19 protein-coding genes are annotated in these 22387 nt (G+C 67.2%); 11 read left to right on the forward strand and 8 right to left on the reverse strand.

Annotated elements, in window-relative coordinates; all coding sequences use genetic code 11:
* The first annotated feature begins 14 nt into the window (after window positions 1–14).
* The 4 genes from crcB to QNM97_RS05985 all read left to right on the forward strand — a co-directional run bounded on the left by crcB (window position 15) and on the right by QNM97_RS05985 (window position 2974).
* Window positions 15–518 (forward strand): fluoride efflux transporter CrcB, encoded by a 504-nt coding sequence (gene crcB / locus QNM97_RS05970; RefSeq protein ID WP_283821985.1) that lies wholly within the window; start codon window positions 15–17, stop codon window positions 516–518.
* Window positions 515–883 (forward strand): fluoride efflux transporter FluC, encoded by a 369-nt coding sequence (locus QNM97_RS05975; RefSeq protein WP_283821986.1) that lies wholly within the window; start codon window positions 515–517, stop codon window positions 881–883. Before crcB ends, QNM97_RS05975 begins: the two co-directional genes overlap by 4 nt.
* Window positions 884–1008: 125 nt before the next feature.
* Window positions 1009–2238 carry an amidohydrolase gene (locus tag QNM97_RS05980; protein ID WP_283821987.1) on the forward strand — a complete coding sequence of 410 codons (1230 nt, stop codon included), beginning with the start codon at window positions 1009–1011 and terminating at the stop codon, window positions 2236–2238.
* A 106-nt stretch (window positions 2239–2344) separates the two neighbouring features.
* A complete protein-coding gene (locus QNM97_RS05985) occupies window positions 2345–2974 on the forward strand; it encodes a pyridoxamine 5'-phosphate oxidase family protein (protein WP_283821988.1) in 630 nt (209 codons plus the stop codon).
* Window positions 2975–3006: 32 nt separating this feature from the next.
* Here the strand turns inward: QNM97_RS05985 and QNM97_RS05990 are convergent, their stop codons facing one another.
* The 6 genes from QNM97_RS05990 to QNM97_RS06015 all read right to left on the reverse strand — a co-directional run bounded on the left by QNM97_RS05990 (window position 3007) and on the right by QNM97_RS06015 (window position 11323).
* The gene (locus QNM97_RS05990) at window positions 3007–3510 is read right to left on the reverse strand and encodes an Lrp/AsnC family transcriptional regulator (protein ID WP_283821989.1); all 504 of its coding nucleotides are present in this window, start codon (window positions 3508–3510) and stop codon (window positions 3007–3009) included.
* A 62-nt stretch (window positions 3511–3572) separates the two neighbouring features.
* The gene (locus QNM97_RS05995; RefSeq protein WP_283821990.1) at window positions 3573–5249 is read right to left on the reverse strand and encodes a thiamine pyrophosphate-dependent enzyme; all 1677 of its coding nucleotides are present in this window, start codon (window positions 5247–5249) and stop codon (window positions 3573–3575) included.
* Window positions 5250–5451: 202 nt separating this feature from the next.
* Window positions 5452–6573, reverse strand: a complete 1122-nt coding sequence (gene solA / locus QNM97_RS06000) for an N-methyl-L-tryptophan oxidase (protein ID WP_283821991.1) — start codon at window positions 6571–6573, stop codon at window positions 5452–5454.
* A gap of 30 nt (window positions 6574–6603) precedes the next feature.
* Complete coding sequence (locus QNM97_RS06005) at window positions 6604–7737, reverse strand: ornithine cyclodeaminase family protein (RefSeq protein ID WP_283823109.1); 1134 nt, start codon at window positions 7735–7737, stop codon at window positions 6604–6606.
* Window positions 7738–7822: 85 nt separating this feature from the next.
* A complete protein-coding gene (locus QNM97_RS06010; RefSeq protein WP_283821992.1) occupies window positions 7823–9313 on the reverse strand; it encodes an APC family permease in 1491 nt (496 codons plus the stop codon).
* Window positions 9314–9352: 39 nt separating this feature from the next.
* Complete coding sequence (locus QNM97_RS06015) at window positions 9353–11323, reverse strand: primary-amine oxidase (RefSeq protein ID WP_283821993.1); 1971 nt, start codon at window positions 11321–11323, stop codon at window positions 9353–9355.
* Between the two features lie 187 nt (window positions 11324–11510).
* Between QNM97_RS06015 and QNM97_RS06020 the strand changes: the two genes are divergently transcribed.
* Window positions 11511–12104 carry a TetR/AcrR family transcriptional regulator gene (locus QNM97_RS06020; protein ID WP_283821994.1) on the forward strand — a complete coding sequence of 198 codons (594 nt, stop codon included), beginning with the start codon at window positions 11511–11513 and terminating at the stop codon, window positions 12102–12104.
* 74 nt (window positions 12105–12178) lie between these two features.
* Here the strand turns inward: QNM97_RS06020 and QNM97_RS06025 are convergent, their stop codons facing one another.
* On the reverse strand, window positions 12179–14116 hold the full coding sequence (locus tag QNM97_RS06025; RefSeq protein WP_283821995.1) for an FAD-binding monooxygenase: 1938 nt from the start codon (window positions 14114–14116) through the stop codon (window positions 12179–12181).
* 3 nt (window positions 14117–14119) lie between these two features.
* Window positions 14120–15433, reverse strand: coding sequence for an MFS transporter (locus QNM97_RS06030; protein WP_283823110.1), 1314 nt, complete (start codon window positions 15431–15433; stop codon window positions 14120–14122).
* Window positions 15434–15792: 359 nt separating this feature from the next.
* Here QNM97_RS06030 and QNM97_RS06035 point away from each other — a divergent pair, with 359 nt between their 5' ends.
* The 6 genes from QNM97_RS06035 (at window position 15793) to QNM97_RS06060 (ending at window position 22324) form a co-directional block, all read left to right on the forward strand.
* Entirely contained in the window at window positions 15793–17244 is a 1452-nt protein-coding gene (locus QNM97_RS06035; protein WP_502875046.1) for a fumarylacetoacetate hydrolase family protein, read from the forward strand.
* Window positions 17241–17939 carry a GntR family transcriptional regulator gene (locus QNM97_RS06040; RefSeq protein ID WP_208791994.1) on the forward strand — a complete coding sequence of 233 codons (699 nt, stop codon included), beginning with the start codon at window positions 17241–17243 and terminating at the stop codon, window positions 17937–17939. Before QNM97_RS06035 ends, QNM97_RS06040 begins: the two co-directional genes overlap by 4 nt.
* A 55-nt stretch (window positions 17940–17994) precedes the next feature.
* Window positions 17995–19512 (forward strand): 5-carboxymethyl-2-hydroxymuconate semialdehyde dehydrogenase, encoded by a 1518-nt coding sequence (gene hpaE, locus QNM97_RS06045; RefSeq protein WP_014360777.1) that lies wholly within the window; start codon window positions 17995–17997, stop codon window positions 19510–19512.
* Between the two features lie 78 nt (window positions 19513–19590).
* On the forward strand, window positions 19591–20754 hold the full coding sequence (gene hpaD / locus QNM97_RS06050; protein ID WP_283821998.1) for a 3,4-dihydroxyphenylacetate 2,3-dioxygenase: 1164 nt from the start codon (window positions 19591–19593) through the stop codon (window positions 20752–20754).
* Window positions 20754–21539 carry a 2-oxo-hept-4-ene-1,7-dioate hydratase gene (gene hpaH, locus QNM97_RS06055; RefSeq protein ID WP_283821999.1) on the forward strand — a complete coding sequence of 262 codons (786 nt, stop codon included), beginning with the start codon at window positions 20754–20756 and terminating at the stop codon, window positions 21537–21539. Before hpaD ends, hpaH begins: the two co-directional genes overlap by 1 nt.
* Complete coding sequence (locus QNM97_RS06060) at window positions 21524–22324, forward strand: HpcH/HpaI aldolase family protein (protein ID WP_502874994.1); 801 nt, start codon at window positions 21524–21526, stop codon at window positions 22322–22324. Before hpaH ends, QNM97_RS06060 begins: the two co-directional genes overlap by 16 nt.
* Window positions 22325–22387: the final 63 nt, after the last annotated feature.

Genomic DNA, 22387 nt, shown 5'->3' on the forward strand with positions numbered 1-22387 from the left:
AAAGGAGTTCTGTCATGGGCGCAGCCCCGCACCCCGAGCCGACCTCGAATCCACAAGCTCCTCGTCCCATCGACCCCGACACCCCGGCTCCACGGCCCTTGCATCTGCAGGTGGGAGCGCTGGCGCTGGTCTTTGTCGGCGGTATTGCCGGTACCGGGATGCGGTACCTGCTCGAGGAGTTGTTCCCGGCCCACGGAACCGGTTGGCCGTGGGCGACATTCGGCATCAACCTCAGCGGTTCCCTCGTCCTGGGCGTGCTGCTCGAGGTACTCGCCGTGGGCGGGCCGGACGAGGGATGGCGACGACGCGTGCGGGTGCTCGTCGGCACCGGTTTCTGCGGTTCGTACACCACCTACAGCTCTTTCGCCCTGGAAACCGCCCAACTCGGACATCATGGCGCGCCCGTCACCGCGGTCGCCTACGCGGCGGTCAGCGTCATCGGCGGAATCCTGTGCGCCTGGGCCGGTATCGCGCTCGCCGGTGCCGCTCTGCGGGGTTGGCGGGGTGAGCTCGCATGACGGTGATCGCGATCCTGCTGGCGGGTGCCCTCGGCGCGGTCGCCCGGTTCGTCGTCGACGGCAGCATCAGACGATGGCGATCGACGACGTTTCCGTGGGCCACCGTCGTCATCAACGTGACCGGGTCGTTGGCGCTGGGAATGCTTGCCGGGCTGGTGATCTCGCACGGGGCGCCGACCGGGTTGCAAGCTGTCGTCGGTACCGGATTCTGCGGCGGATACACCACGTTCAGCACCGCATCGGTGGAGACGATTCGGCTCGCACAGCAGCGGCACGGAATGCTCGCGATGGCCAACGCGGTCGGCTCGGTGATCGCCTCGGTGGCTGCGTGTGCCGCCGGGCTGGCCCTGACGTGGGCGATCTGAGGAGGCCCGATGGGCAACGACGACCGAAACCGGGACTTCGACATCCGGCACGCCGGCAACCGGTATTCCGACAACCGAAGCCCCGAGGGCCGAGGTCGACGAATCGCAGGAATGAAGGAGTACTCATGACCACCATCGACGTGGCGACGCTGTACCGGGACCTGCACCGCCACCCCGAATTGGCCTTCACCGAAACGCGCACGGCCGGTATCGCCGCCGCCCACCTGCGGACCGCGGGATATGTGGTGGCCGAGGGGATCGGCGGCACCGGGGTCGTCGGAGTACTGACCCGCGGTGCGGGCCCGACGGTTCTGCTGCGCGCCGACATGGATGCCCTGCCCGTGCAGGAACAGACCGGACTCGACTACGCCAGCACCGCGGTCGGTGCTCGGCCCGACGGGACGAGCACCCCGTTGATGCACGCCTGCGGTCATGACGTCCACACCAGTTGCCTGATCGGCGCGGCGTACGACCTCGCCGCCGACGACACCTGGCGCGGATGTCTGATGCTGGTGTTCCAACCCGCAGAAGAGATCGGCAGCGGGGCGCGAGCCATGGTCGACGACGACCTCTTCGGCCGGTTCGCCACACCGGATGTGGTTCTGGGACAACACGTCGCGCCGATACCGGCGGGACTGCTCGGTGTGCACGACGGGGTGTCGTTCGCCGCGGCCGACAGCCTGTCGGTGGTGTTGTACGGCGTCGGCGGGCACGGCTCGCGCCCGGAGACGACGATCGACCCGATCGTCATGGCGTCCTCGTTCGTCATGCGCCTACAGACCATCGTGTCGCGCACGCTGGCACCCGCCGAGTCGGCCGTGGTGACGGTCGGATCGCTGCATGCCGGCTCCGCACCGAATATCATCGCCGATCGTGCCGAACTCGCGGTGAGCGTGCGCAGTTTCGATCCGGGCGTTCGCGAAACCGTCCTCGAGCGCATTCGCGTTCTGGCACAGGCGGAGACGATGGCCGCCTGCGGCCGTCGTGACCCGGAGATCCGGATCGTCGAGTCGTTCCCGGCGTTGGTGAACGATCCCGGTGCGTGTGACACCGTGCGTCGGGCGTTCTCGGAGGTGCCCGGGGTGATGGTGGTCGATCCCGGTGTGGTGACCGGCAGCGAGGACGTCGGCGTGTTCGCCCGCGAGGCCGATGCACCGTGTGCGTACTGGCTGTTGGGCGGCGCCGATCCGGCGTTGTTCGCCGGTGCCGGCAGCGTCGAGGAGATCGCGGCGGTGGTCGCCGGGCTGCCGTCCAATCACTCGCCGCAATTCGCACCGGTGATTCAACCGACCCTCTCGCACGGGGTCAGCGCACTCGTCGCCGCGGCCCTCGCATGGCTGTGGCCCACCACCTGACGACCCGGCGTTGACGGGAAGGCCACGGGACAAGAACCCGCGGGGCAGGAAGCCGCTGGACAGGAAAGCACTGGGCAGGTGCGAGGCGATCTGGGAGCATGGCGACATGGAGATCACCACCGAAGAACAGTTGCGCGCGATCGTCGGTCATCCCATCGAGATGGTGGTCAAGAAGGTCAAGTCCGCGCTCGAGCCGGTGCACGTCGAGTGGCTGGCGGCCTCGCCGATGCTGTTCGTGGCGACCTCCGACGAGCAGGGTCGGCTGGACGTCTCACCCAAGGGCGATCCGCCCGGCAAGGTGGTGCGCGTCCTCGACGAGCACACCGTCGCCATCCCCGAACGGCCCGGCAACAAGCGCGTCGACGGATACCTCAACATCCTGCGCAACCCGCACGTGGGAATCATCGCCATCATCCCGGGACGCGGGGACACGTTGCGTGTCAACGGGACCGCACGCATCGTCGACGGCGCCGACGACGACAGCGGCGGCACCTACTTCGATGACCTCGCCGTCAAGGGCCGCCGACCGATCCTGGCGCTGGAGGTCACCGTGGAGGAGGTGTTCTTCCACTGCGCCAAGGCGTTCCTGCGGTCGGACCTGTGGCGGCCGGAGACATGGCATCCCGGCGATCTGCCGAGCACCGCGCAGATGACCAAGAAACTCATGCCCGAACTCGACGAGGCGGCCCTGCAGGAGCGCTACACCGAGAGCAACTACCGGAAGTTGTTGTACTGAAGTTGTTGTACTGGGCGGATTCCCGGGATTCTTCACCGGTATCCGGGAGCACGGGGCGTGCGGTCCGAGCGCGCGGTGCGCAGCAGTGGCAGAGCCCGATAGGGCACGATCTCCGACAGCACGACGATGCTGATGGAGCGCGCGACCGACGGTGACCGGCCGATCTCGAGCAAAGTCGCCTGTAAATCCTTGTGCGAGGCGGCCGCGACCCGGCACAGCACATCACTGGCACCGGTGGTGGCGAACGCCTCGAGCACACCGGGAATCGCCGACAACGCCGCGGTGACGGTACTCAGCTCACCCTGCACCGTTTCGAGCTGGACGAAGCACTGGACGTCGAAACCGGCGGCCGCGACATCGAGATGCGGGTGATATCCGGCGATGATCCCGGCGCCCTCGAGCTTCGCCAGGCGCGACTGCACCGTGGCGCGCGCCACCCGGATCCGCCGCGACGTTTCGAGTACCCCGATCTGAGGGTCCCGATGCAGCGACTCGAGCAACGCGAAATCGATGTCGTCGAGCGCAACTCCATCCATTGCGTGCCCCTTCCAACTGGCCGACATGACCAGTTGCGGCCAGTCTAGGGATCGTCGACCGCTCAGGCGGTGGTTCGCATGAGGTAGCGCCAGGGCGTGATCTCGGTGCTCAGCGGCATCGGCACGACGACCACCGTCGGCACATCGCGCCCCGCGGCGGCGGTGATCGCCGCCTCGAGCTCCTCCGGTGACTCGGCCCGAACCCCGTGTGCGCCATACGCCGTGGCGACGGCGGCGAAATCGGGGTTGTGCAGATCCGCGCCGACGGCGTGGCCGTAGCGGCGGATCTGATCGGCCTTGACGTTGCCGAAGGCCGCGTTGTCGAAGACCACCACCACGACGCCGAGCCGATACTGGACCGCGGTGGCCAGCTCGGCGATCGCGAACTGAAAGCCACCGTCGCCGGTCACCGAGACGACGACGGAATCACGATGGGCCGCCTTGACTCCCAAAGCCGTGGGGAAGCCGTATCCCAGGGTGCTCTGGTGCCCGGTGGTGATGAAGTGGCGGGGTGCGCGGACCGGAAAGCCGAAGCATGCGGCGAAACCCATCTGCGACACCTCGTCGACGAGATATCCGTCGGCGGGTACCGCTCGCCGGATCGCGGCGAGATGATCGGCGTGCGGCTGCAGCCACTCGGTGATCTCGTTGCGCGTCCGGCGTTTGATCGCGGCGAATTCGGTTGTGCGGTCGACTCGTTGCCGCCCGCCGGCATTCAGGCGGGCCACCAGATCGGCGGTCGCGTCCCGGGCGTCGGCGGTGATCGCCACCGTCGGACGCAGCCGGGTGTGAACGGCCGGATCGATGTCGATGACCACTCGGGGAACGTTCACGTCCGGCGTCGGCCAGCGGAACCAGAGCAGTTCGGCGCGGGAACCGACGATGATCACCAGATCGGTGTCGGGCCAGCGGGCAAGGCCGTCGGCACAGGTGAAGCCGTAGGGTGACGAGTCGTCGACGACGCCCTTGCCGCCGCGGAAGGCCACCACCGGCGCGCCGCAGGTCTCGGCCAGTGCCCGTACTAGCGGGCCGGCCTCCCGGGCACCGCCACCGACGAGGATCATCGGCGCGCGTGCGGAGGCGATGAGTGCGGCCGCGGTGTCGATGGCGCGCGGATCGACTGCGGGGCGGGAGATCTCGAGCGGTGCCACGTCGTCGACGCGTGCCGGCCGGGGCAGCACGTCCCACGGCGTGGCGACCGCGCTCGGGCCCGGTCGGCCCTGGAGTGCGGTCCGGATCGATTCCGCCAGAATGGTTGCGGCGTACTCGGGATCGAGCAGCAGGTCGGCGCGTTTGGTGACGCCGCGCAGGGCGGCGAGCTGATCGGGCATCTCGTGGACGTGACCGAAACCCCGGCCCAGGTAGTCCGAAGGGATCTCCCCGGTGAGCGCGAGTACCGGGGTACTGGTACCCATCGCGGTGAGCAGGCCGGCCGAGGCGTTGAGGATTCCGGGCCCGGGCACCACCGAGCACACCCCGAGGCGTCCGGTCGACTGTGCATACCCCAATGCCATGTAGGCGCAGGTCTGCTCGTGGCGCGGCGTTATCAGGTCGATGGTGTCCGAGGCATTGCCGAGCGCCTCGAACAACGCATACGTCTGCACCCCGGGGATGCCGAACACGGTGTCGACGCCGTGCGCGACGAGCCCGTCGACGAGTACCTCCGCAGTGGTGCGCGGGGTGGCGATCGGATGTCGGGTCTCGGCGATCGGGTGGTTGCTCGGTGCGGTGATGGTCATCGGTGGCGTCCTTCCGCTCGAACCCTGATGTGCTGCAGACAGATGTGCTGCAGACAGATGTGCTGCAGACAACGGTGTGTTCGAGGTAACAACGCCACGTGGAGATGGTCAACAGTGGTAGCACCAACTGGCAATCCTGCCCAGATCGAGGCAGTATCACCGTCGCTGATCTATACAACCTGCCCGGTTCGTCCGGGTAGGCTCATCGATGTTGCGCCGACAACGCGAACGACGGATCGTAGAGGTCGGTGGGTGTCCCGGTGATGAGGTCGGCGGCGATCTGGCCGTAGACGGGGGCGAATTTGAAACCGCGCCCGGAGAATGCGGTGAGCAGCAGCATCCCGGTGTCGGCGTCGAGATCCACCAGCGGTAGATCGCCGGGAGTACACAGCTCGTGGTGCATCGAGTACTTCACCGGTTCGGGATTGAGATCGGGAAGGAAGTTCGCCGTCCAACCGCCGATCCGGGAGAGGTCGGCGCGACTGAACTCGGGCACCTCGTCGGGGGAGCCGATGGCGGGCCAGAGGGGCTCGGTCGCGACCTTGATGCTGTACGAGTCGTGGCTGGGGGTGCCGTAGAGGTGTACACCGTCCTCGTCGCGGATGAAGACCGGGAAGCGCTCCGGGGTGAACATCTGGGGGTGGCGCGGCATGAACCAGGTCAGCGACAGCGGGATGATCGAGAGGAATCCCTTGAGATCCGGGCGCAGGCGGGTCGTCCACGATCCGGTCGCCACGACGACCTTGTCGCAGGCGATCGTGCCGTGATCGGTGATGATCTGCAGGCGCCCGCCCGCCTCGTCGAAGTCGATCACCTCGGTGTTCGTGAGTACCTGCGCACCATGGGATTTCGCGGTCTCGACGGCAGCCATCACGCTCGCTTCCGGATACAGGCTGCCGGCGCGGTGATCGAGGACGCCGACGGTGTGGTCGTCGACGCGGTGTTGCGGGTAGCGCGAGCGCAGCGCGGCAGCGTCGAGGATCTCGTGCGGGAGATCGAACTGTTCGGCCGACGCGGTCGACTTGAGCAGGCCGCCGGAGCCCGCGTCGCCGATCTGCAGGGCACCGCACTCGTCGTAGAGGTGCCGGCCCGAGTCGTGCTCCAACTCGAACCACAGCTCACGCGCGCGGGCGAGCATCGGGACAAAGCGCGGCCCCTCGTGCACGGCCGATCGGAACAGGCGTGAATCACCGGCATACGAGCCGCGGGCGTGCCCGATCCCGAATTGTTCGACGCCGATGGTGCGTACGCCTCGTTTGGCCAACTGCCACAGCGCCATTGATCCGGCCGAACCCAGGCCGATGACGACGACGTCGGTCTCCATGATGTGAATGTCCTTCGGGTAGAGGGTGACTCAGGCCAGAGCCGGTGAGTCCCAGAGGTTGAGGATGGTGCCGATGCCCTTGGCGACGGCGTTGCGATAGATGACGGTGCCCCACGCCACGTCCTCGACGGGCATGCCGCCCACGGAGAACACCACGATCTCGTCGTCGGAGCGGCGCCCGACGGCGTCGCCCGCGGCGACGGCACCGAGATCGACGAGATCGTCGGCGGGCATCGCGCCGTCATGGATCATGTCCATGAACTTGCATCCGATGATCGGGATCGTGTGGTGCGACGGGTGTCCGGTCTCCTCGGACCACGCCTCGTAGAGGCGCACGTTGTCGACCACCTTGCGGACATCGGGTGTCTGCATGCCGGCGTCGATGTTGCAGGGGGCGGGCATGCTCAGGAATGCCCCCGGTTTCACGTCCTCACGGCGGATCGTGGGATAGGTGGCGGGATCGCCGGTGACCCCCGTCGTGCAGAAGGTGACGATGTCGGAATCCCGGACGGCCTCGCCGAGCGTCTCGACCTCGAGAATCGTGGTGATCTGCGGGAATACGTCGCGCACCCACGCGGTGAAGGCGTCGATACTGCTCCGGCTGCGGCCCTTGATCTTGAGGGTGTCGATCATCGGGCACGTGGCGACGAACGCCGACAACGACGTGCGGGCCATCACCCCGGGGCCGACGATGCCGACCACCCGCGAGTCCGGGCGCGCCAGGTGGCGCGCGCCGACCCCGGGGACCGCGCCGGTCCGGTACGCCGACAACAGGTTCGCCGACATCAGTGCCAGCGGCGCGCCGGTGTCGGTGTCGTTGAGCATGAACATCAGGATCGAGCGCGGTAGTCCCTTGTCGCGGTTGGCGACATTGGAGCCGTACCACTTCATGCCGCTGGTGCCGAAGCTGCCGCCGAGGTAGGCGGGCATCGCCATGAACCGGCGGTCGGCGGTGTTGGCGGGCATACCCTCGAACGGCGACTCGTCGGGGAAGGTGATCATCGCGCCGTGTGAGTCGCTGTTGGGTCCGGCCATGCGGTAATCGCCCTTGTGTAGCAACACGAAGGTCTCCTCCATGGCGTCGACGCAGGCGCGCATGTCGGTGACCCCGGCGGCGATCATGTCGGGTTCGGAGAGATAGCGGAAGTCGATCCGGGTGGTCATCGGGCGGTCCTCGGTGGTGATCTGGTGCAGGGCAGTGGGTTTCGGCACGATCGGTGTTGTTGCTGTCGTGGCCGTGATTGCTGTCTCACTCACGGTGACGTCCCATCTCGGCGTAGAGCTGCGGTGAGCGTGAGCGGAGTACCAGGGAGGCACCCGCCCCGAGTACCGCGGCGACGAGCAGCAGGGCCGGGAGCAGCCAGACGAGGATTCCGCCCGAACTGATGAGCAGCCCGAAGTTGGCGATCGCATACCACAGGATCGCGATCAGGGCGATACCGGCCACCAGCGGAGCGACCAAGGTGCGCAACAGGTTTCGTTCGAGGTCGCGGTGGCGCAGGAAGAAGGCGACCACGGCGAACGACGACGCGGCCATCAAGGCGATCACCCCGAGCGTGCCGAGGTTGGTCAGCCAGGTGAACAGCGCCAGCACCGGGTCCTGGCCGGCGAGGGCGAAGATCGCGACCACGATCACCGCGACGGTGCTCTGGGCCACCGACCCGACGTGCGGGCTCTGATGGGTGCGGTGGGTGCGACCGGCCTGCTCGGGCAGCAGTCCCTCGCGTCCGAGGGCGTAGGTGTAGCGGGCGACGGCGTTGTGGAAGGCCAGCACCGCGGCGAACACGCTGGTGATGAACAGTAGTCGCATGATGGTGGTGAACCAGGAGCCGATGTAGGAGTTCGAGAGATCGAACAGGAAGGTCGTCGGGTCGGCGAGTTTCGCGATGTAGTCGGGGATGTTGCCCACGCCCGCGCCGTTGACCATCAGGAAGGTGACGGCGGTGTAGACCACGCCGATGGTGATCACGGCGAGGAACGTCGCGCGCGGCACCGTGCGCTTGGGGTCCTTGGCTTCTTCGCTGTAGATGGCGGTGGCCTCGAATCCGACGAAGGATGCGAAGCAGAACAGCAGGGCGATCGGTAGTGAGCCGGAGGTGAGGGCGCTCGGCGTCAGCGGGGTGACGCTCAGCGACGTCGTCCCGAAATCGCCGCCCTTGACCGCGACGACGATCGCCAGCACGATCACCACCAGGAATTCCGCGGCCACCAGCACCGAGAGGACCTTCACCGACAGATCGATCTGGCGATAGCCGAGGACCGCGACGATGGCGATGCCGATCAGGACGAACACCCACCAGTCGATGGACACCCCGAATTCGTCGCTGACGAATCCGGTGACCGCGGCGCCGAACAGACCCCACAGGCCGATCTGCATCGCGTTGTAACTGAGCAGCGCGAGATAGGCTGCTGCCCCACCGAATTGCTGGCGCAGGCCGCGGGTCACGTAGGCGTAGAACGCGCCGGTGCTGGTGTGGTGGCGGGCCATGGTGGTGTAGCCGACGGCGAAGACGAGCAGGGTGAGTACGGCGACGATGTAGGCGCCGGGCACGCCGGGGCCGTTGCCCAGCAGCATGGCCACGGGCGCACCGCCGGCCATCGCGGTCAGCGGTGCCGCGGCGGAGATCACGAAGAACGTGACCCCGAAGACGCCGAGGCTGCCGCGCCGGAGTTGATGTTGTTCTCGGGTGGATGTGGTGGAGGTCGCGGCGGGGCTCGGCGCCGGGTGCTCGGTGGTCATGGGAACTCCAGGGAGATCGGGGTGGGAGGGATCGAAAGGTCAGCCGTGGCAGGGGGAGTCGTCGGTGGCGGCGCTGTGTGAGGTGTCGCAGGAGGATGAGGTGTCGCAGGAGGCGCTCGAGGCGGGGACGTCGAGGGTGGGGTTGCGGTCGAAGAAGCCGACCGGTTTGAGGGTGAAGCCGGTGTAGTCGACGGGCATGATGGGCCAGTCCTCCGGGCGCGGATAATGCGTGAGGCCGAAGGTGTGCCACACGACAATGTCGGTGTTCTCGACGCTGCGATCACCGTGCACGAAGGCGGGTAGGCCCGAGCCCCCGGGGTGCTGGTTCACCAGATCGCCTGCGGCATAGAGCTCGTCGGCGTCGAAGGGTGTCACCCACAGATGTTTGGTGGCAAATGCGGCGCGACGGGCGATCGACGATCCGTCGTCGGCCAGCAGGGTCTGGCGGCCCTCCGGGATCAGCGCATAGGCGACCGGATGGCCGAGCCGGTTCGTCACCCCGGGGTTGGTGACGTGCCAGACCCGGCCGACGGTGTTGTCGGCGTCGCGCTGAGCCTCGGATTCGGTGTGCAGCAACGTCTTCGACAGGGTGAAGGCGTTGCCGTGCGGATTGCCGTCTCCCATCGGGACCCGGACGCTCTGCAGTTCCTCGACACTGTTGGCATCGCCGTCGACCATCATGTCGAGCCGGGCGCTGAACAGGTGCTGGTGATACGGAGCGCCGAGTCCGGGGGCGATCTGCGAGGAGTACGGGTACTCGTCGCCGGGGTAGGCGGAGGTGAACACGATTCCCGTTGCCTTGACCTCGAATTGGATGGTCCCGTCGAGGTAGAGGTACCAGAAGAAGCCGTAGTCGTAGTTGCCGATGGTGGTGAAGAACGAGATCACCAGACGCCGTTGTCTGCGGGTCTCGTGCGAGCCGGCCCACAGGTCGGTGTGCTTCCAGAGGATGCCGTTATCCTCCTCGTGCATGCACACTGCGTTGCGCAGCGTGTGTGGGGCGCCGCTCTCGTCGGCGATGACCGCATCGAAGTAAGTGATGTCGCCGACGCAGTCACAGCCGAGTTCGAGGGCATTGGCGTAACGCCCGACGAGATATTCGCCGGTGTCGAAGTAGTTCTGCCACGAACGCACCGGCGACGGATCGCCGTAGGGCACCACCATCTCCGCGATCGACGCGCGGTGGATGATCGGCCGCACCTGGCCGCCGTCGGTGAAGCCGATCTGATGCAGGACGAGACCTTCGCGGGCGTCGAAACCGACTCGCAGACTCCACTTCTCCCACTCGACCAGATTGCCGGTCACGGTGAAGCTCGGCCCCTGCGGCTGGGTGATGGCGATGGGCTTCTGCGTGGTGCGCAGCGGGCCGGTGACCTCGGGATCGGCGAAGTTGCCGGACTCCTGCGGGATCGGCACCACGCCCAGGTCGAGGATCTGCAGGACCTCTCGTGCCGTGACGTCGACGAAGGCGACGAGTCCGTCGATCGGATGTGCCCACGGGTGGTCGGTGGGTTCGGGCTGCCAGAAGGCCAGTCCGCGCAGGATGCGGCGCCCCTCCTCGCCCGGATAGTCGAAGACGCCCGCCGAGAGGGGCGCGACGCGGACCTGCGCCACATCGAGGTCGCGGGCGGCGAGTGCCGCCAGCCATCGCTCGTCTGTGGCGAGGACCTCCTCGACGAGACCGAACTCCTCGTCGAGCACGGGCACCTGTCCATCCACGGCGGTGTCGAGTACGCGGTGCGACACCACCTCTCGGTCGGTGACGTCGACGACGGCGTCGAGGGATTCGGACGTGGTGGGGTCGAGCAGCAGCGCCCGGAAGCGTCGGTGCGCCGACGCGGACGCGTCGCGATGGAGCTGTGCCTTCGCGGGTTCGACGAGCCCGACGTAGGCGAAGCGGCTCGTATCGGTGACGAGTCCGGCCGCCCTCAGGATCGCGGTGACGTCGTCGATCTCCGCGGCGGTGGGCATGGACAGGGGATGGTCCACGGTGTCAGGACTGACGGCCATCGGTGTCTCCGTTCAAGATGGTGTGCCGCAACCGGAATCGTTTTTCCTACGGTTGTAGGAAATAGTAGGCACGACTTGTTTCCGGTGTGTGCGTTTCGTGTTACGTACCCTGTAACGGGCGTGGATCCGGCGCAGGATGCGCGAACGAGGCGGACGGTGGTGAGACCACCAGGAGGTGAGGGCGGACGTGCCCAAGGTGGTCGATCACGACGAGCGGCGCCGGGAGATCATCGCCGTGGTGTGGCGGTTGATCGCGACCCGGGGGATCAGCGCGGTGAGCATGCGCATGATCGCCGAGGAGGCCGGCTACGCGAACGGGGTGCTGGGCTATTACTTCGCGAACAAGGACGAGGTGATCCGGCGGGCCTACGAGCACGTCTCGCTGGCCACCAACGATCGCGTGGCAAGGCGGATGGGCGACGCGCGGGGTCTCGACGCGCTGCGCATCCTGTGCGGCGAGATCATGCCCCGCACCGAAGAAGCCCTGCTCGAGGCGCGGATCGCCACGACGCTGTGGGAGCACGCCATGTACGACCCGGTGATGAAGCAGGTCAACGCCGAGTCGTGGCAGATGTGGCGCACGCAGATGGTCGGGTTTCTCGACCAGGCGGTGTCCGACGGCGAACTGACGTCGGCGGACACCGCATTGGCCGCCGACACCCTGCTGACCCTGTTGATGGGGATGCAGGTGATGGCCGTGCTCACACCCGAGTCGTTGCCGCCCGCCCGGCAGGACGAGATGTTCGAGCGATGGCTCGAGGAGTTGCGCACTGCTGGGTAGGCGGCGGACATGTCAGGCGAACGGGTCGGTGCCTGCACTGAGCGGGCAGGCGGTATCGGTGTCGGCGAGGGTGGTCACACCGACTCCTTGGCACGAGCGGATGTGCCGGCGGACAGCAGGTTGCGGGCGAAAAACCCTGCGAGCTCGGCTCGGGCGGAGAGCGGGAGCACGTGCGCCACATACTGATCCGGGCGCACCACCACGACCGCGCCACGGCGGTCGATGCCGCGTTCGGCGAAGATGTCGACGTGCGGGTCGGTCGCGTAGACCTTCTCGTAGTCGGTGATCTGGAACGGACCCACCTTGGGCAGGAAGATCTTCGGCACCGCGTTGAGGTCGACGCGGGTGTGGTCGTGCTGGTAGATCACCTTGACGTCGAACACCGAGTCGAGGTCGGTGCCGGCGGGGGTATGACGCACCACCGGTGACTCCGGATCGGTGGCCAGCCAGGTGGCCCAGTCGTCGAGAGCCGAGACATCGGGTGCGGCGTTGTTCATGCCGGCGGACGAATCGGCGGCGAATGCGTAGATCCGCCAACGTCCGTCGGCACGGTGATGATGGCCCAGCTGGACCGGATTGGCATCGCCGACGCGGACCACGGGCGCGGACTTGAACCGTTTGCCGATCGGGAAGCCGGTCGCCAGATCCTGGTGGGTGGCATCGGCGACGATCATCGACGGCGCGTACTGCGTCATGAAGCCGGCCGGGAATTCGGCGGTCTTGACGTAGAAGTCCTCCAGCTCCGACGGTGAGTCGAACTCCTCGGGACGTTTGGCCATCATCGACGACCATTCGCGATCGAAGTCGATCAGGTTCTGCGCGATCACCTGCCGCTCGGCCGAATACGTGCTCAGCAGTTCCTCCGGCGCACGGCCGGAGAGCACGTGACCGAGCTTCCAGCCGATGTTGAAGCCGTCTTGCATCGAGACGTTCATGCCCTGTCCCGCCTTGGCGCTGTGGGTGTGGCACGCATCGCCGGTGATGAACACCCGCGGGGTGCGGGTGCCGGCCTGCTCGATGTCGACGTCGTCGAACCGATCGGTGACCCGGTGACCGACCTCGTAGACACTGTGCCAGGCAACGTTTTTCACGTCGAGGGTGTAGGGATGCAGGATCTCGTTGGCCTGCCGGATGATCTCGGTGATGCTCGTCGTGCGGATCCGGCCGTTGTCGTCGGCGGGGACCTCGCCGAGATCGACGTACATGCGGAACAGGAAACCGCCCTCGCGAGGGATGTGCAGGATGGACCCGCCGGAGCCGGACTGGATCGCGCACTTGGTACGGATGTCGGGGAAGTCGGTGTCGGCCAGCACGTCCATCACACCCCAGGCGTGAAAGGCCTTGTCGCCGTGTGGTGTGCAGCCGATCGCGTCACGCACGCGACTGTGCGCGCCGTCGGAACCGACGACGTACTTCGCGCGCACCGTGCGCGTCTGGCCGTCCTGTTCGCCCGCGGTGTGGCGCAGGGTCACCGTCACCGGGTACTGCTCACCCTGGGCGATCTCGAGGCCGACGAACTCGTAACCGAAGTCCGGCGTCATCCGGGTCGGCGCGTTGGCCATCGACTCGGCGAAGTAGTCCAGGACTCGGGCCTGATTGACGATCAGGTGTGGGAACTCCGAGATGCCGGCCGCATCGTCGGGGGTGCGCGCGGCGCGCACGATTCGTGACGGATCGTTGGGATCGGGCTTCCAGAACGCCATCTCGGTGATCCGGTAGGCCTCGGCGATGATCGATTCGGCGAAACCGAACGCCTGGAAGGTCTCCACGCTGCGCGCCTGGATGCCGTCGGCCTGCCCGATCGCCAGTCGTCCCGGCCTGCGCTCGACGATGCGGGTGGTGACGTCGGGGAACTGGGCGAGTTGCGCGGCGGTGATCATGCCGGCGGGGCCGGTGCCGACGATGAGCACGTCGACTTCGTCGGGGAGTTCGTCGGGCCGGTCGAGGCCGGTCCCCGCGGCGGGTTGGACCCGCGGGTCGGTGGACACGTAGCCGTGGTGATGGAACTGCATTGTCTAGGCCCTCGCCATTCCTCGGATGGGACTGATGGATTGTTGTGCTTCGTGGTCGGGGCCGAGCGGGATGCCGGTGCGGTCCCGAAGCGTCAGTGTGGCAACAAGACTGATGGCGGCCATGACCGCGAGGTAGATGACGATCGAGGTCGTGGTGCCGGTGGCGCGCATGAGTGCCGCGGCGATCGTCGGCGCGAAGGCACCACCGATGATGGCGCCGATGGCGTAGGAGATCGAGACGCCGGAGAACCGGATCGACGCCGGGAAGAGCTCGGCGTAGAGGGCGGCCTGGGGGCCGTAGGTGAAGCCGAGGCCGACGGTGAGCAGGGCCAGGCCGCAGAACATCAGCCACACGTTGCCAGTGTCGACGAGCGGGAACAGCGGGAGCAGCGCCGCCAGCAGCAGGACCCAGCCGATCAGGTAGGTGGAGCGGCGGCCGATGCGATCACTGACGCGAGCGCCGATCAGGGTGAACAGCAGCCAGGTGGCCGCCGACCCGGCGACCGCGAGGAGCGCCGGACCGCGCGACAGGCCGACCGGACCGTCGGGATCGGTGGCATAACTCTGCAGGTATCCGCCGGTGGTCATGTACCCGACGGCGCTGTTGCCGGCGAAGACGAGTGCGGCGACGAGCACCAGCCCGGCGTGCTTGCGGAACAGCTCGACGATCGGTGTCTTGGTCTCCTCGCGGCGTTCGGCGATTTCGAGGAACACCGGACTCTCCTCGACGCGGCAGCGGATGAAATGACCGATGAGGATCAGGACGAACGACAGCAGGAACGGGATGCGCCACCCCCACGTCTCGAAGGAGTCGCCGGGGGCGAGGACGGCCATCAGGGCCATCACGCCGGAGGCCAGCAGCATGCCCAGTGGCACCCCGACCTGCGGGGAGGCGCCGAAGACACCGCGTTTGCGGTCCGGGGCGTGCTCGACGGCCATCAACACCGCGCCGCCCCATTCGCCGCCGGCCGAGATGCCCTGCAGGATGCGCAGGGTGATCAGCAGGATCGGTGCCGCGATGCCGATGGCGGCGTAGGTGGGCAGAAGCCCGACCAGGGTGGTTGCCACGCCCATCAGGGCCAGGGTCACCATCAGGACCACGCGCCGGCCGTAGCGGTCACCGTAGTGTCCGGCCAGGAATGCGCCGAGGGGGCGGAACAGGAAGCTGATGCCGACCGTCAGGAACGACAGGATGGTCGCGACCCCGGGGCCTGCGGGCTTGAAGAACAGTTCGCCGAAGACGAGGCCCGCGGCCACCGCGTAGACGAAGAAGTCGTACCACTCGACGGTGGTGCCGACGACGGTGGCGAAAACCACTCGGCGACGGTCCTTTTCGGTCACCACCACAGTCGGTGATGCAGTTCGGGGAGGGGCGTTCATCGGGGCTCCTTCTCTGGCATTCCCGGTGTTCGGTGAGATGCCCGGTGCGGCAGTCGGTGCGGCGAGGGCCAGGGGGGTCGCCCGCGCGGGGCGTCCTGGTGGCCGGGGCCACGGTCTCGAGTCGCTGCGATCTGGATCACTTGCGCTCTGTGTCTCAGACCATATACGATCTCGTATATCGCTCGCAAGATACGTTTTCATATACGATCTGGACGACGGAGAGGACATCCGTGACGACCGACCAGCATCAGCCCGCGAACCGGGACGGTTCCCCAGTATCGGGTTCTGCAGCATCGGTGGCCGTACCCGCCATCGGCACACCCGGCAAGATCATCGCCGTTCATCTCAGTTACACCTCGCGTGCGCAGCAGCGCGGGCGACGACCGGCACAGCCGTCGTACTTCTTCAAGCCCTCGAGTTCGGTGGCGGCGACCGGCGGTACCGTCGAGCGGCCGCTCGGCACCGAGTTGCTCGCCTTCGAGGGGGAGGTGGCGCTGGTCATCGGAAACCCGGCCCGCCGGGTCGGTCTCGCGCAGGCGTGGGATCACGTCGCCGCCGTCACCGCCGCCAACGACCTCGGACTCTACGACCTGCGGGCGGCCGACAAGGGCTCCAACGTCCGGTCCAAGGGTGGCGACGGATTCACCCCGCTCGGCCCGGACCTCATCGACGCCCGCGCGGTGGACCCGAACGCGATCCGCATTCGTACCTGGGTGAACGGTCGCTTGGCGCAAGAGGATTCGACGGCGGGAATGCTCTTCTCGCCGGCACAGATCGTCGCCGATCTCTCGCAGCATTTCACCCTCGAACGCGGCGATGTGATCCTCACCGGAACCCCGGCCGGCTCCTCGGTCATCGGTCCCGGAGATGTCGTCGAGGTCGAGGTCGACGTCCCCGGCGGCCCGACCTCCGGGCGGCTCGTCACGACGGTGGTCCAGGGCGACAACGGTTTCGACGCCGACCTCGGGTCGCTGCCGGCCGTCGACGACACCCAGCGCGCCGAGGCGTGGGGCTCGGCGCAGGCGGCCGGACTACCGGCACCCGCCGGGCCGGTCCTCACCGACGAGTTGCGCGAGAAACTGACACGCGTGCCGGTCGCCGGTCTGTCCGGACAACTCCGCAAGCGCGGCCTCGACAACGTCTCCATCGACGGCGTGCGCGCGCAGACCCGAGGAACCACGATCGTCGGCACCGCCAAGACCCTGCGCTTCGTGCCCAACCGTGAGGACCTCTTCGACTCCCACGGCGGCGGATACAACGCGCAGAAGCGGACCTTCGACGCCGTCGGCCCGGGTGAGGTGATCGTCATCGAGGCGCGCGGTGAGACCGGATCGGGCACGCTCGGTGACATCCTGGCGATCCGCGCGAAAACCCTTGGCGCCGAGGGCATCGTTACCGACGGCGGGGTACGCGACTACGCGGCGGTCGCCGAGATCGGTCTACCGGTGTTCACCGCCGGACCGCATCCGGCGGTCCTCGGCCGCAAGCATGTGCCCTGGGATCACGACCTGACCATCGCGTGCGGCGGTGCCACGGTCCAACCCGGCGACATCATCGTCGGTGACGACGACGGCGTGATCGTCATCCCGCCGGCCATCGCCGCCGAGGTCGCCGACGCCGCGCTCGCCCAGGAGGAGCAGGACGCCTGGGTGGCCGAGCAGGTCGCGGCCGGACATCCGGTCGACGGATTGTTCCCGCCCAACGCGCAGTGGAAAGCCCGCTATCTCGAATGGAAGGCGAATCGATGAGTGAGCAACCCGGCCAGACGAATCCGAGCCGCAGCAAGTCGCAGATCGCCTACCACTGGATCAAGGAGCGCATCGCTCGTCAGGAGTACACACCCGGCTATCGGCTGGTGTTGAGCACCATCGCCAAGAGCCTGGACATGAGCGTGGTGCCGGTGCGCGAGGCGATCCGACAACTCGAGGCCGAGGGTCTGGTCACCTTCGAGACCAACGTCGGCGCTCAGGTGTCGATGGTCGACGACTCGCAGTACCGCGAGAGCATGCAGGCGTTGTCGATCCTGGAGGGTGCGGCCACCGCGCTGGCCGCCCGTCGGCTCAGCGAGGACGATCTGCGCAAGGCGCGAGACATCAACGAGCGCATGATCGAATCGCTTGGTCACTTCGATCCGGGTCTGTTCACCGCGCTGAACCAGGAGTTCCACGCGACCCTGTTCTCCAAGTGCACCAACCCGCGGATGGTCACCCTCGTCGAAGCCGAATGGGCCCGACTCGGGCACCTGCGCGCCTCGACATTCTCCTTCGTGCCCGGCCGGGCGCAGGAGTCGGTCCGCGAACACGAGAACATCGTGCGGCTCATCGAGATCGGTGCTCCGCTCGGCGAGATCGAGAAGGTCGCGCGGCGGCACCGCGCGGCCACCCTCGACGCCTACCTGGTTCACGAACACCCCGACGAAACCCTTGGCCTGCCGGCCTTCTAGTTCTTCGACGGTCCGTAACCGGACCCCGATCCCGACCCCCCGAAACGGAGAAACCATGACGAACACGGTGAGCTCACCGGTGACCGGTCACGTCCCGGCCGATCTGCCCACGCGCATCCAGCATTACATCGGCGGAGCGTTCGTCGACTCGGTCGACGGCGACACCTTCGACGTCCTCGACCCGGTGTCGAACGAGACCTACGTGCAGGCAGCTGCCGGCAAGAAGGCCGACATCGATCTGGCCGTGGCCGCCGCACGTGCCGCCTTCACCGACGGCCCGTGGCCGACGATGCTGCCGCGCGAACGTGCGCGGGTCCTGCACCGGATCGCCGACATCGTCGAATCCCGTGATGCGCGGCTGGCCGAACTGGAGTCCTTCGATTCCGGGCTGCCGATCACCCAGGCCCTCGGCCAGGCACGCCGCGCCGCGGAGAACTTCCGGTTCTTCGCCGACCTGATCGTCGCCCAGTCCGACGACACCTACAAGGTGCCGGGTAGGCAGATCAACTACGTCAATCGCAAGCCGATCGGCGTCGCGGGTCTGATCACCCCGTGGAACACCCCGTTCATGCTCGAGTCGTGGAAGCTCGGTCCGGCGCTGGCCACCGGAAACACCGTGGTGCTCAAGCCTGCCGAGTTCACCCCGCTCTCGGCGTCGTTGTGGGCCGGCATCTTCGAGGAGGCAGGCCTGCCGCAGGGCGTGTTCAACCTCGTCAACGGATTGGGTGAGGACGCCGGCGATGCGCTGGTGAAACACCCTGAGGTGCCGTTGATCTCGTTCACCGGCGAAAGCCGCACCGGGCAGCTCATCTTCGGCAACGCGGCGCCGTACCTCAAGGGGCTGTCGATGGAACTCGGCGGCAAGAGCCCGGCGGTGGTCTTCGCCGACGCCGACCTCGACGCCGCGATCGACGCCACCATCTTCGGTGTGTTCTCCCTCAACGGTGAGCGCTGCACCGCGGGCAGCCGCATCCTCGTCGAGCGCTCGGTCTATGACGAGTTCGTGGAACGGTATGCGGCACAGGCCAAACGGGTCGTCGTCGGATATCCGCACGAGAAGACGACCGAGGTCGGTGCGCTCGTGCACCCCGAGCACTACGAGAAGGTGATGAGCTACGTCGAACTCGGCAAGTCCGAGGGACGACTCGTCGCCGGTGGTGGTCGGCCGGAGGGCTTCGACACCGGTAACTTCGTGGCCCCCACCGTGTTCGCCGATGTCGCCCCCGATGCGCGGATCTTCCAGGAGGAGATCTTCGGTCCGGTCGTCGCGATCACTCCGTTCGACTCCGACGAGGAAGCTCTCGCGCTGGCCAACGGTGTGAAATACGGTCTGGCCGCCTACATCTGGACCAATGACCTCAAGCGGGCCCACAACTTCTCGCAGGCCGTGGAGGCGGGCATGGTGTGGCTCAACTCGAACAACGTCCGCGATCTGCGCACCCCGTTCGGTGGTGTCAAGGCCTCCGGCCTCGGCCACGAGGGTGGCTACCGCTCGATCGACTTCTACACCGATCAGCAGGCCGTGCACATCACCCTCGGCAAGGTCCACAACCCGACCTTCGGCAAGCAGTAATCCCCACCGCACCAGAATCTTTCGTTCCCGACCCCTCGATCCGCCAACCCCCTCTCGACCCAGGCAAGGACGCCACCCATGACCGCTCGCGAAGAGATGACCCTGACCTCGTCGGGCTACTACGTCTCGCAGGAAGCCCCCATCCGCTCCGGCAATCCCGTCTCCACCCCGCAGTCCGCGCCGCCGGACATCCTGCGGTGCGCCTACATGGAGATCGTCGTCACCGACCTGGCCGCATCGCGTCAGTTCTATGTCGACATCCTCGGGCTCTATGTCACCGAGGAGGACGACGAGGCGATCTACCTGCGCTCCACCGAGGAGTTCATCCACCACAACCTCGTGCTGCGCAAGGGTCCGGTGGCCGCGGTGGCCGTCTTCTCCTACCGGGTACGCAGCCCCGAAGACCTCGACAAGGCGGTCGCGTTCTACACCGAGATCGGTTGCCGCGTGGAACGTCGGGCGCAGGGATTCGTCAAGGGCATCGGCGACTCGGTGCGCGTGGAGGACCCGCTCGGCTTCCCGTACGAGTTCTTCTACCAGACCGATCACGTCGAGCGGATGTCGTGGCGCTACGACCTGCACTGCCCGGGCGAGCTGGTGCGTCTGGACCACTTCAACCAGGTCACCCCCGACGTGCCGCGCGCGGTCCGCCACTACCAGGATCTGGGCTTCCGGGTCACCGAGGACATCCAGGACGACAAGGGCACCGTGTACGCCGCGTGGATGCGGCGCAAGCCGACGGTGCACGACACCGCCGCCACCGGTGGTGACGGACCGCGGATGCATCACGTCGCCTTCGCCACCCATGAGAAGCACAACATCCTGGCGATCTGCGACAAGCTCGGCGGCTTGCGCCGCTCCGACGCGATCGAACGCGGTCCCGGCCGTCACGGTGTGTCGAATGCGTTCTACCTCTACCTGCGCGACCCGGACGGTCACCGGGTGGAGATCTACACCCAGGACTACTACACCGGCGACCCCGACAACCCCGTCGTCACCTGGGATGTCCACGACAACCAGCGCCGCGACTTCTGGGGCAACCCGGTGGTGCCGAGCTGGTACACCGACGCCTCGTTGGTGCTCGACCTCGACGGCAACCCCCAGCCGGTGCTCGCCCGCACCGACGACTCCGAGATGGCGGTGACCATCGGCGCCGACGGCTTCTCCTACACCCGCAAGGATGACGAGGGACAGATGCCCGAGTGGAAGCAGGGCGAGTACAAGCTTGGTGCACAGCTCTGATGCTGTCCGCCCAGACGATCACCGAGATCGCCGACGAACTCGCTGCCGCAGAACGGGATCGGACGACGATCCCGCTACTGACCGCACGCCACCCGGAGATGACCGTCGAGGATTCCTATGCGGTGCAGAACGAGTGGCGCCGGCGCGGGATCGCCGCCGGGCGTCGTCCGGTGGGACGCAAGATCGGCCTGACGAGCAAGGTGATGCAGGTCGCCACCGGCATCACCGAACCCGACTACGGTGCGATCTTCGACGACATGGTGTTCGAGAACGGCTCGGTGATGGACCACGGCCGGTTCTCCAACGTCCGTATCGAGGTGGAGTTGGCATTCGTGCTCGGGTCGGCGCTCGACGGCCCGAACGCGACGATCTTCGACGTGCTCCGGGCCACCGAATACGTGGTGCCGGCATTGGAGATCCTCAGTTCCCGCATCGAGATGGCGGGCCGCACCATCGTCGACACCATCAGTGACAACGCCGCCATGGGCGGTATGGTCTACGGCGGAAACCCCATGAAGCCGAACGAGATCGACCTGCGGTGGGTGTCGGCGCTGCTGTATCGCAACGAGACCATCGAGGAATCCGGGGTGGCCGCCGCCGTGCTCAACCACCCGGCCACCGGCGTGGCGTGGCTGGCCGACAAGCTTGCCGCACATGGGGATCGGCTGGAGGCGGGGGAGATCGTGCTCGCCGGCTCGTTCACCCGTCCGATGTGGGTGCATGCCGGCGACACGGTGCTCGCCGACTACGGCCGGATGGGGACGGTGTCGTGCCGATTCAGCTGAGCCCGACCATGCGCGAGGCGCTCGACGCCGCCGATCGTGCGCTCTATGGCGGCTGGATCACCACCGGCTCACCGGTGGCCGCCGAGATCATGGCTGGTTCCGGCCTCGACTGGCTGCTGATCGACATGGAACACGCTCCCAACGGCCTCGAATCGGTTCTCGCACAGCTGTATGCGGTGTCGGGATATCGGTGTACACCGATGGTGCGGGTACCCGTGGGCGACGCCGTCGTCATCAAACAGGTTCTCGATCTCGGAGCGCAGAACATCCTGGTGCCGATGGTCTCCGACGCCGGGCAGGCTCGACAGATCGCCGCCGCCGCACAGTATCCGCCGCTCGGTCGGCGCGGTGTCGGCAGTGCCCTGGCACGGTCGGCCCGGTGGAATCGGGTGCCCAACTACCTCGCCGACGGCGCCGATCACGTGTCGGTGTTCGTGCAGATCGAGAGCATCGAGGCCGTCGAGCACGCCCGAGCGATCGCCGAGACACCGGGTATCGACGGTGTGTTCGTCGGTCCGAGCGATCTCGCGGCGTCGATGGGTCTGCTCGGCGCGCAAACCCATCCCGATGTCGTCGCCGCCGTGCACACGGCGTTCGACGGTGTGCATGCCGCCGGAAAACCGTTCGGTGTCAACGCCTTCGTCGCCGACCAGGCCCGCGCCTACGTTGCCGCGGGCGCGACGTTCGTGCTCGTCGGCGCCGACGCCGCGCTGCTGGCCCGAGGGTCGGAGGCGTTGGCCGCCGACTTCATCGGCACCGGCGACAGGAAACCCAGCAGCTATTGAACCCCGACATCAATTGATCGCCAGCAGCCATTGAACCCCGACAGTCATTGATCCCCAGAGCTT

Origin of the sequence: Gordonia sp. L191, from assembly GCF_030077625.1 — a bacterium.
Classification (GTDB): Bacteria; Actinomycetota; Actinomycetes; order Mycobacteriales; family Mycobacteriaceae; genus Gordonia; species Gordonia polyisoprenivorans_A.

Coding starts and splice junctions, on each gene's coding strand:
- crcB (WP_283821985.1), top strand. CDS start 15: ATGGGCGCAGCCCCGCACCCCGAGCCGACCTCGAATCCACAAGCTCCT.
- QNM97_RS05975 (WP_283821986.1), top strand. CDS start 515: ATGACGGTGATCGCGATCCTGCTGGCGGGTGCCCTCGGCGCGGTCGCC.
- QNM97_RS05980 (WP_283821987.1), top strand. CDS start 1,009: ATGACCACCATCGACGTGGCGACGCTGTACCGGGACCTGCACCGCCAC.
- QNM97_RS05985 (WP_283821988.1), top strand. CDS start 2,345: ATGGAGATCACCACCGAAGAACAGTTGCGCGCGATCGTCGGTCATCCC.
- QNM97_RS05990 (WP_283821989.1), bottom strand. CDS start 3,510: ATGGATGGAGTTGCGCTCGACGACATCGATTTCGCGTTGCTCGAGTCG.
- QNM97_RS05995 (WP_283821990.1), bottom strand. CDS start 5,249: ATGACCATCACCGCACCGAGCAACCACCCGATCGCCGAGACCCGACAT.
- solA (WP_283821991.1), bottom strand. CDS start 6,573: ATGGAGACCGACGTCGTCGTCATCGGCCTGGGTTCGGCCGGATCAATG.
- QNM97_RS06005 (WP_283823109.1), bottom strand. CDS start 7,737: ATGACCACCCGGATCGACTTCCGCTATCTCTCCGAACCCGACATGATC.
- QNM97_RS06010 (WP_283821992.1), bottom strand. CDS start 9,313: ATGACCACCGAGCACCCGGCGCCGAGCCCCGCCGCGACCTCCACCACA.
- QNM97_RS06015 (WP_283821993.1), bottom strand. CDS start 11,323: ATGGCCGTCAGTCCTGACACCGTGGACCATCCCCTGTCCATGCCCACC.
- QNM97_RS06025 (WP_283821995.1), bottom strand. CDS start 14,116: ATGCAGTTCCATCACCACGGCTACGTGTCCACCGACCCGCGGGTCCAA.
- QNM97_RS06040 (WP_208791994.1), top strand. CDS start 17,241: ATGAGTGAGCAACCCGGCCAGACGAATCCGAGCCGCAGCAAGTCGCAG.
- hpaE (WP_014360777.1), top strand. CDS start 17,995: ATGACGAACACGGTGAGCTCACCGGTGACCGGTCACGTCCCGGCCGAT.
- hpaD (WP_283821998.1), top strand. CDS start 19,591: ATGACCGCTCGCGAAGAGATGACCCTGACCTCGTCGGGCTACTACGTC.
- hpaH (WP_283821999.1), top strand. CDS start 20,754: ATGCTGTCCGCCCAGACGATCACCGAGATCGCCGACGAACTCGCTGCC.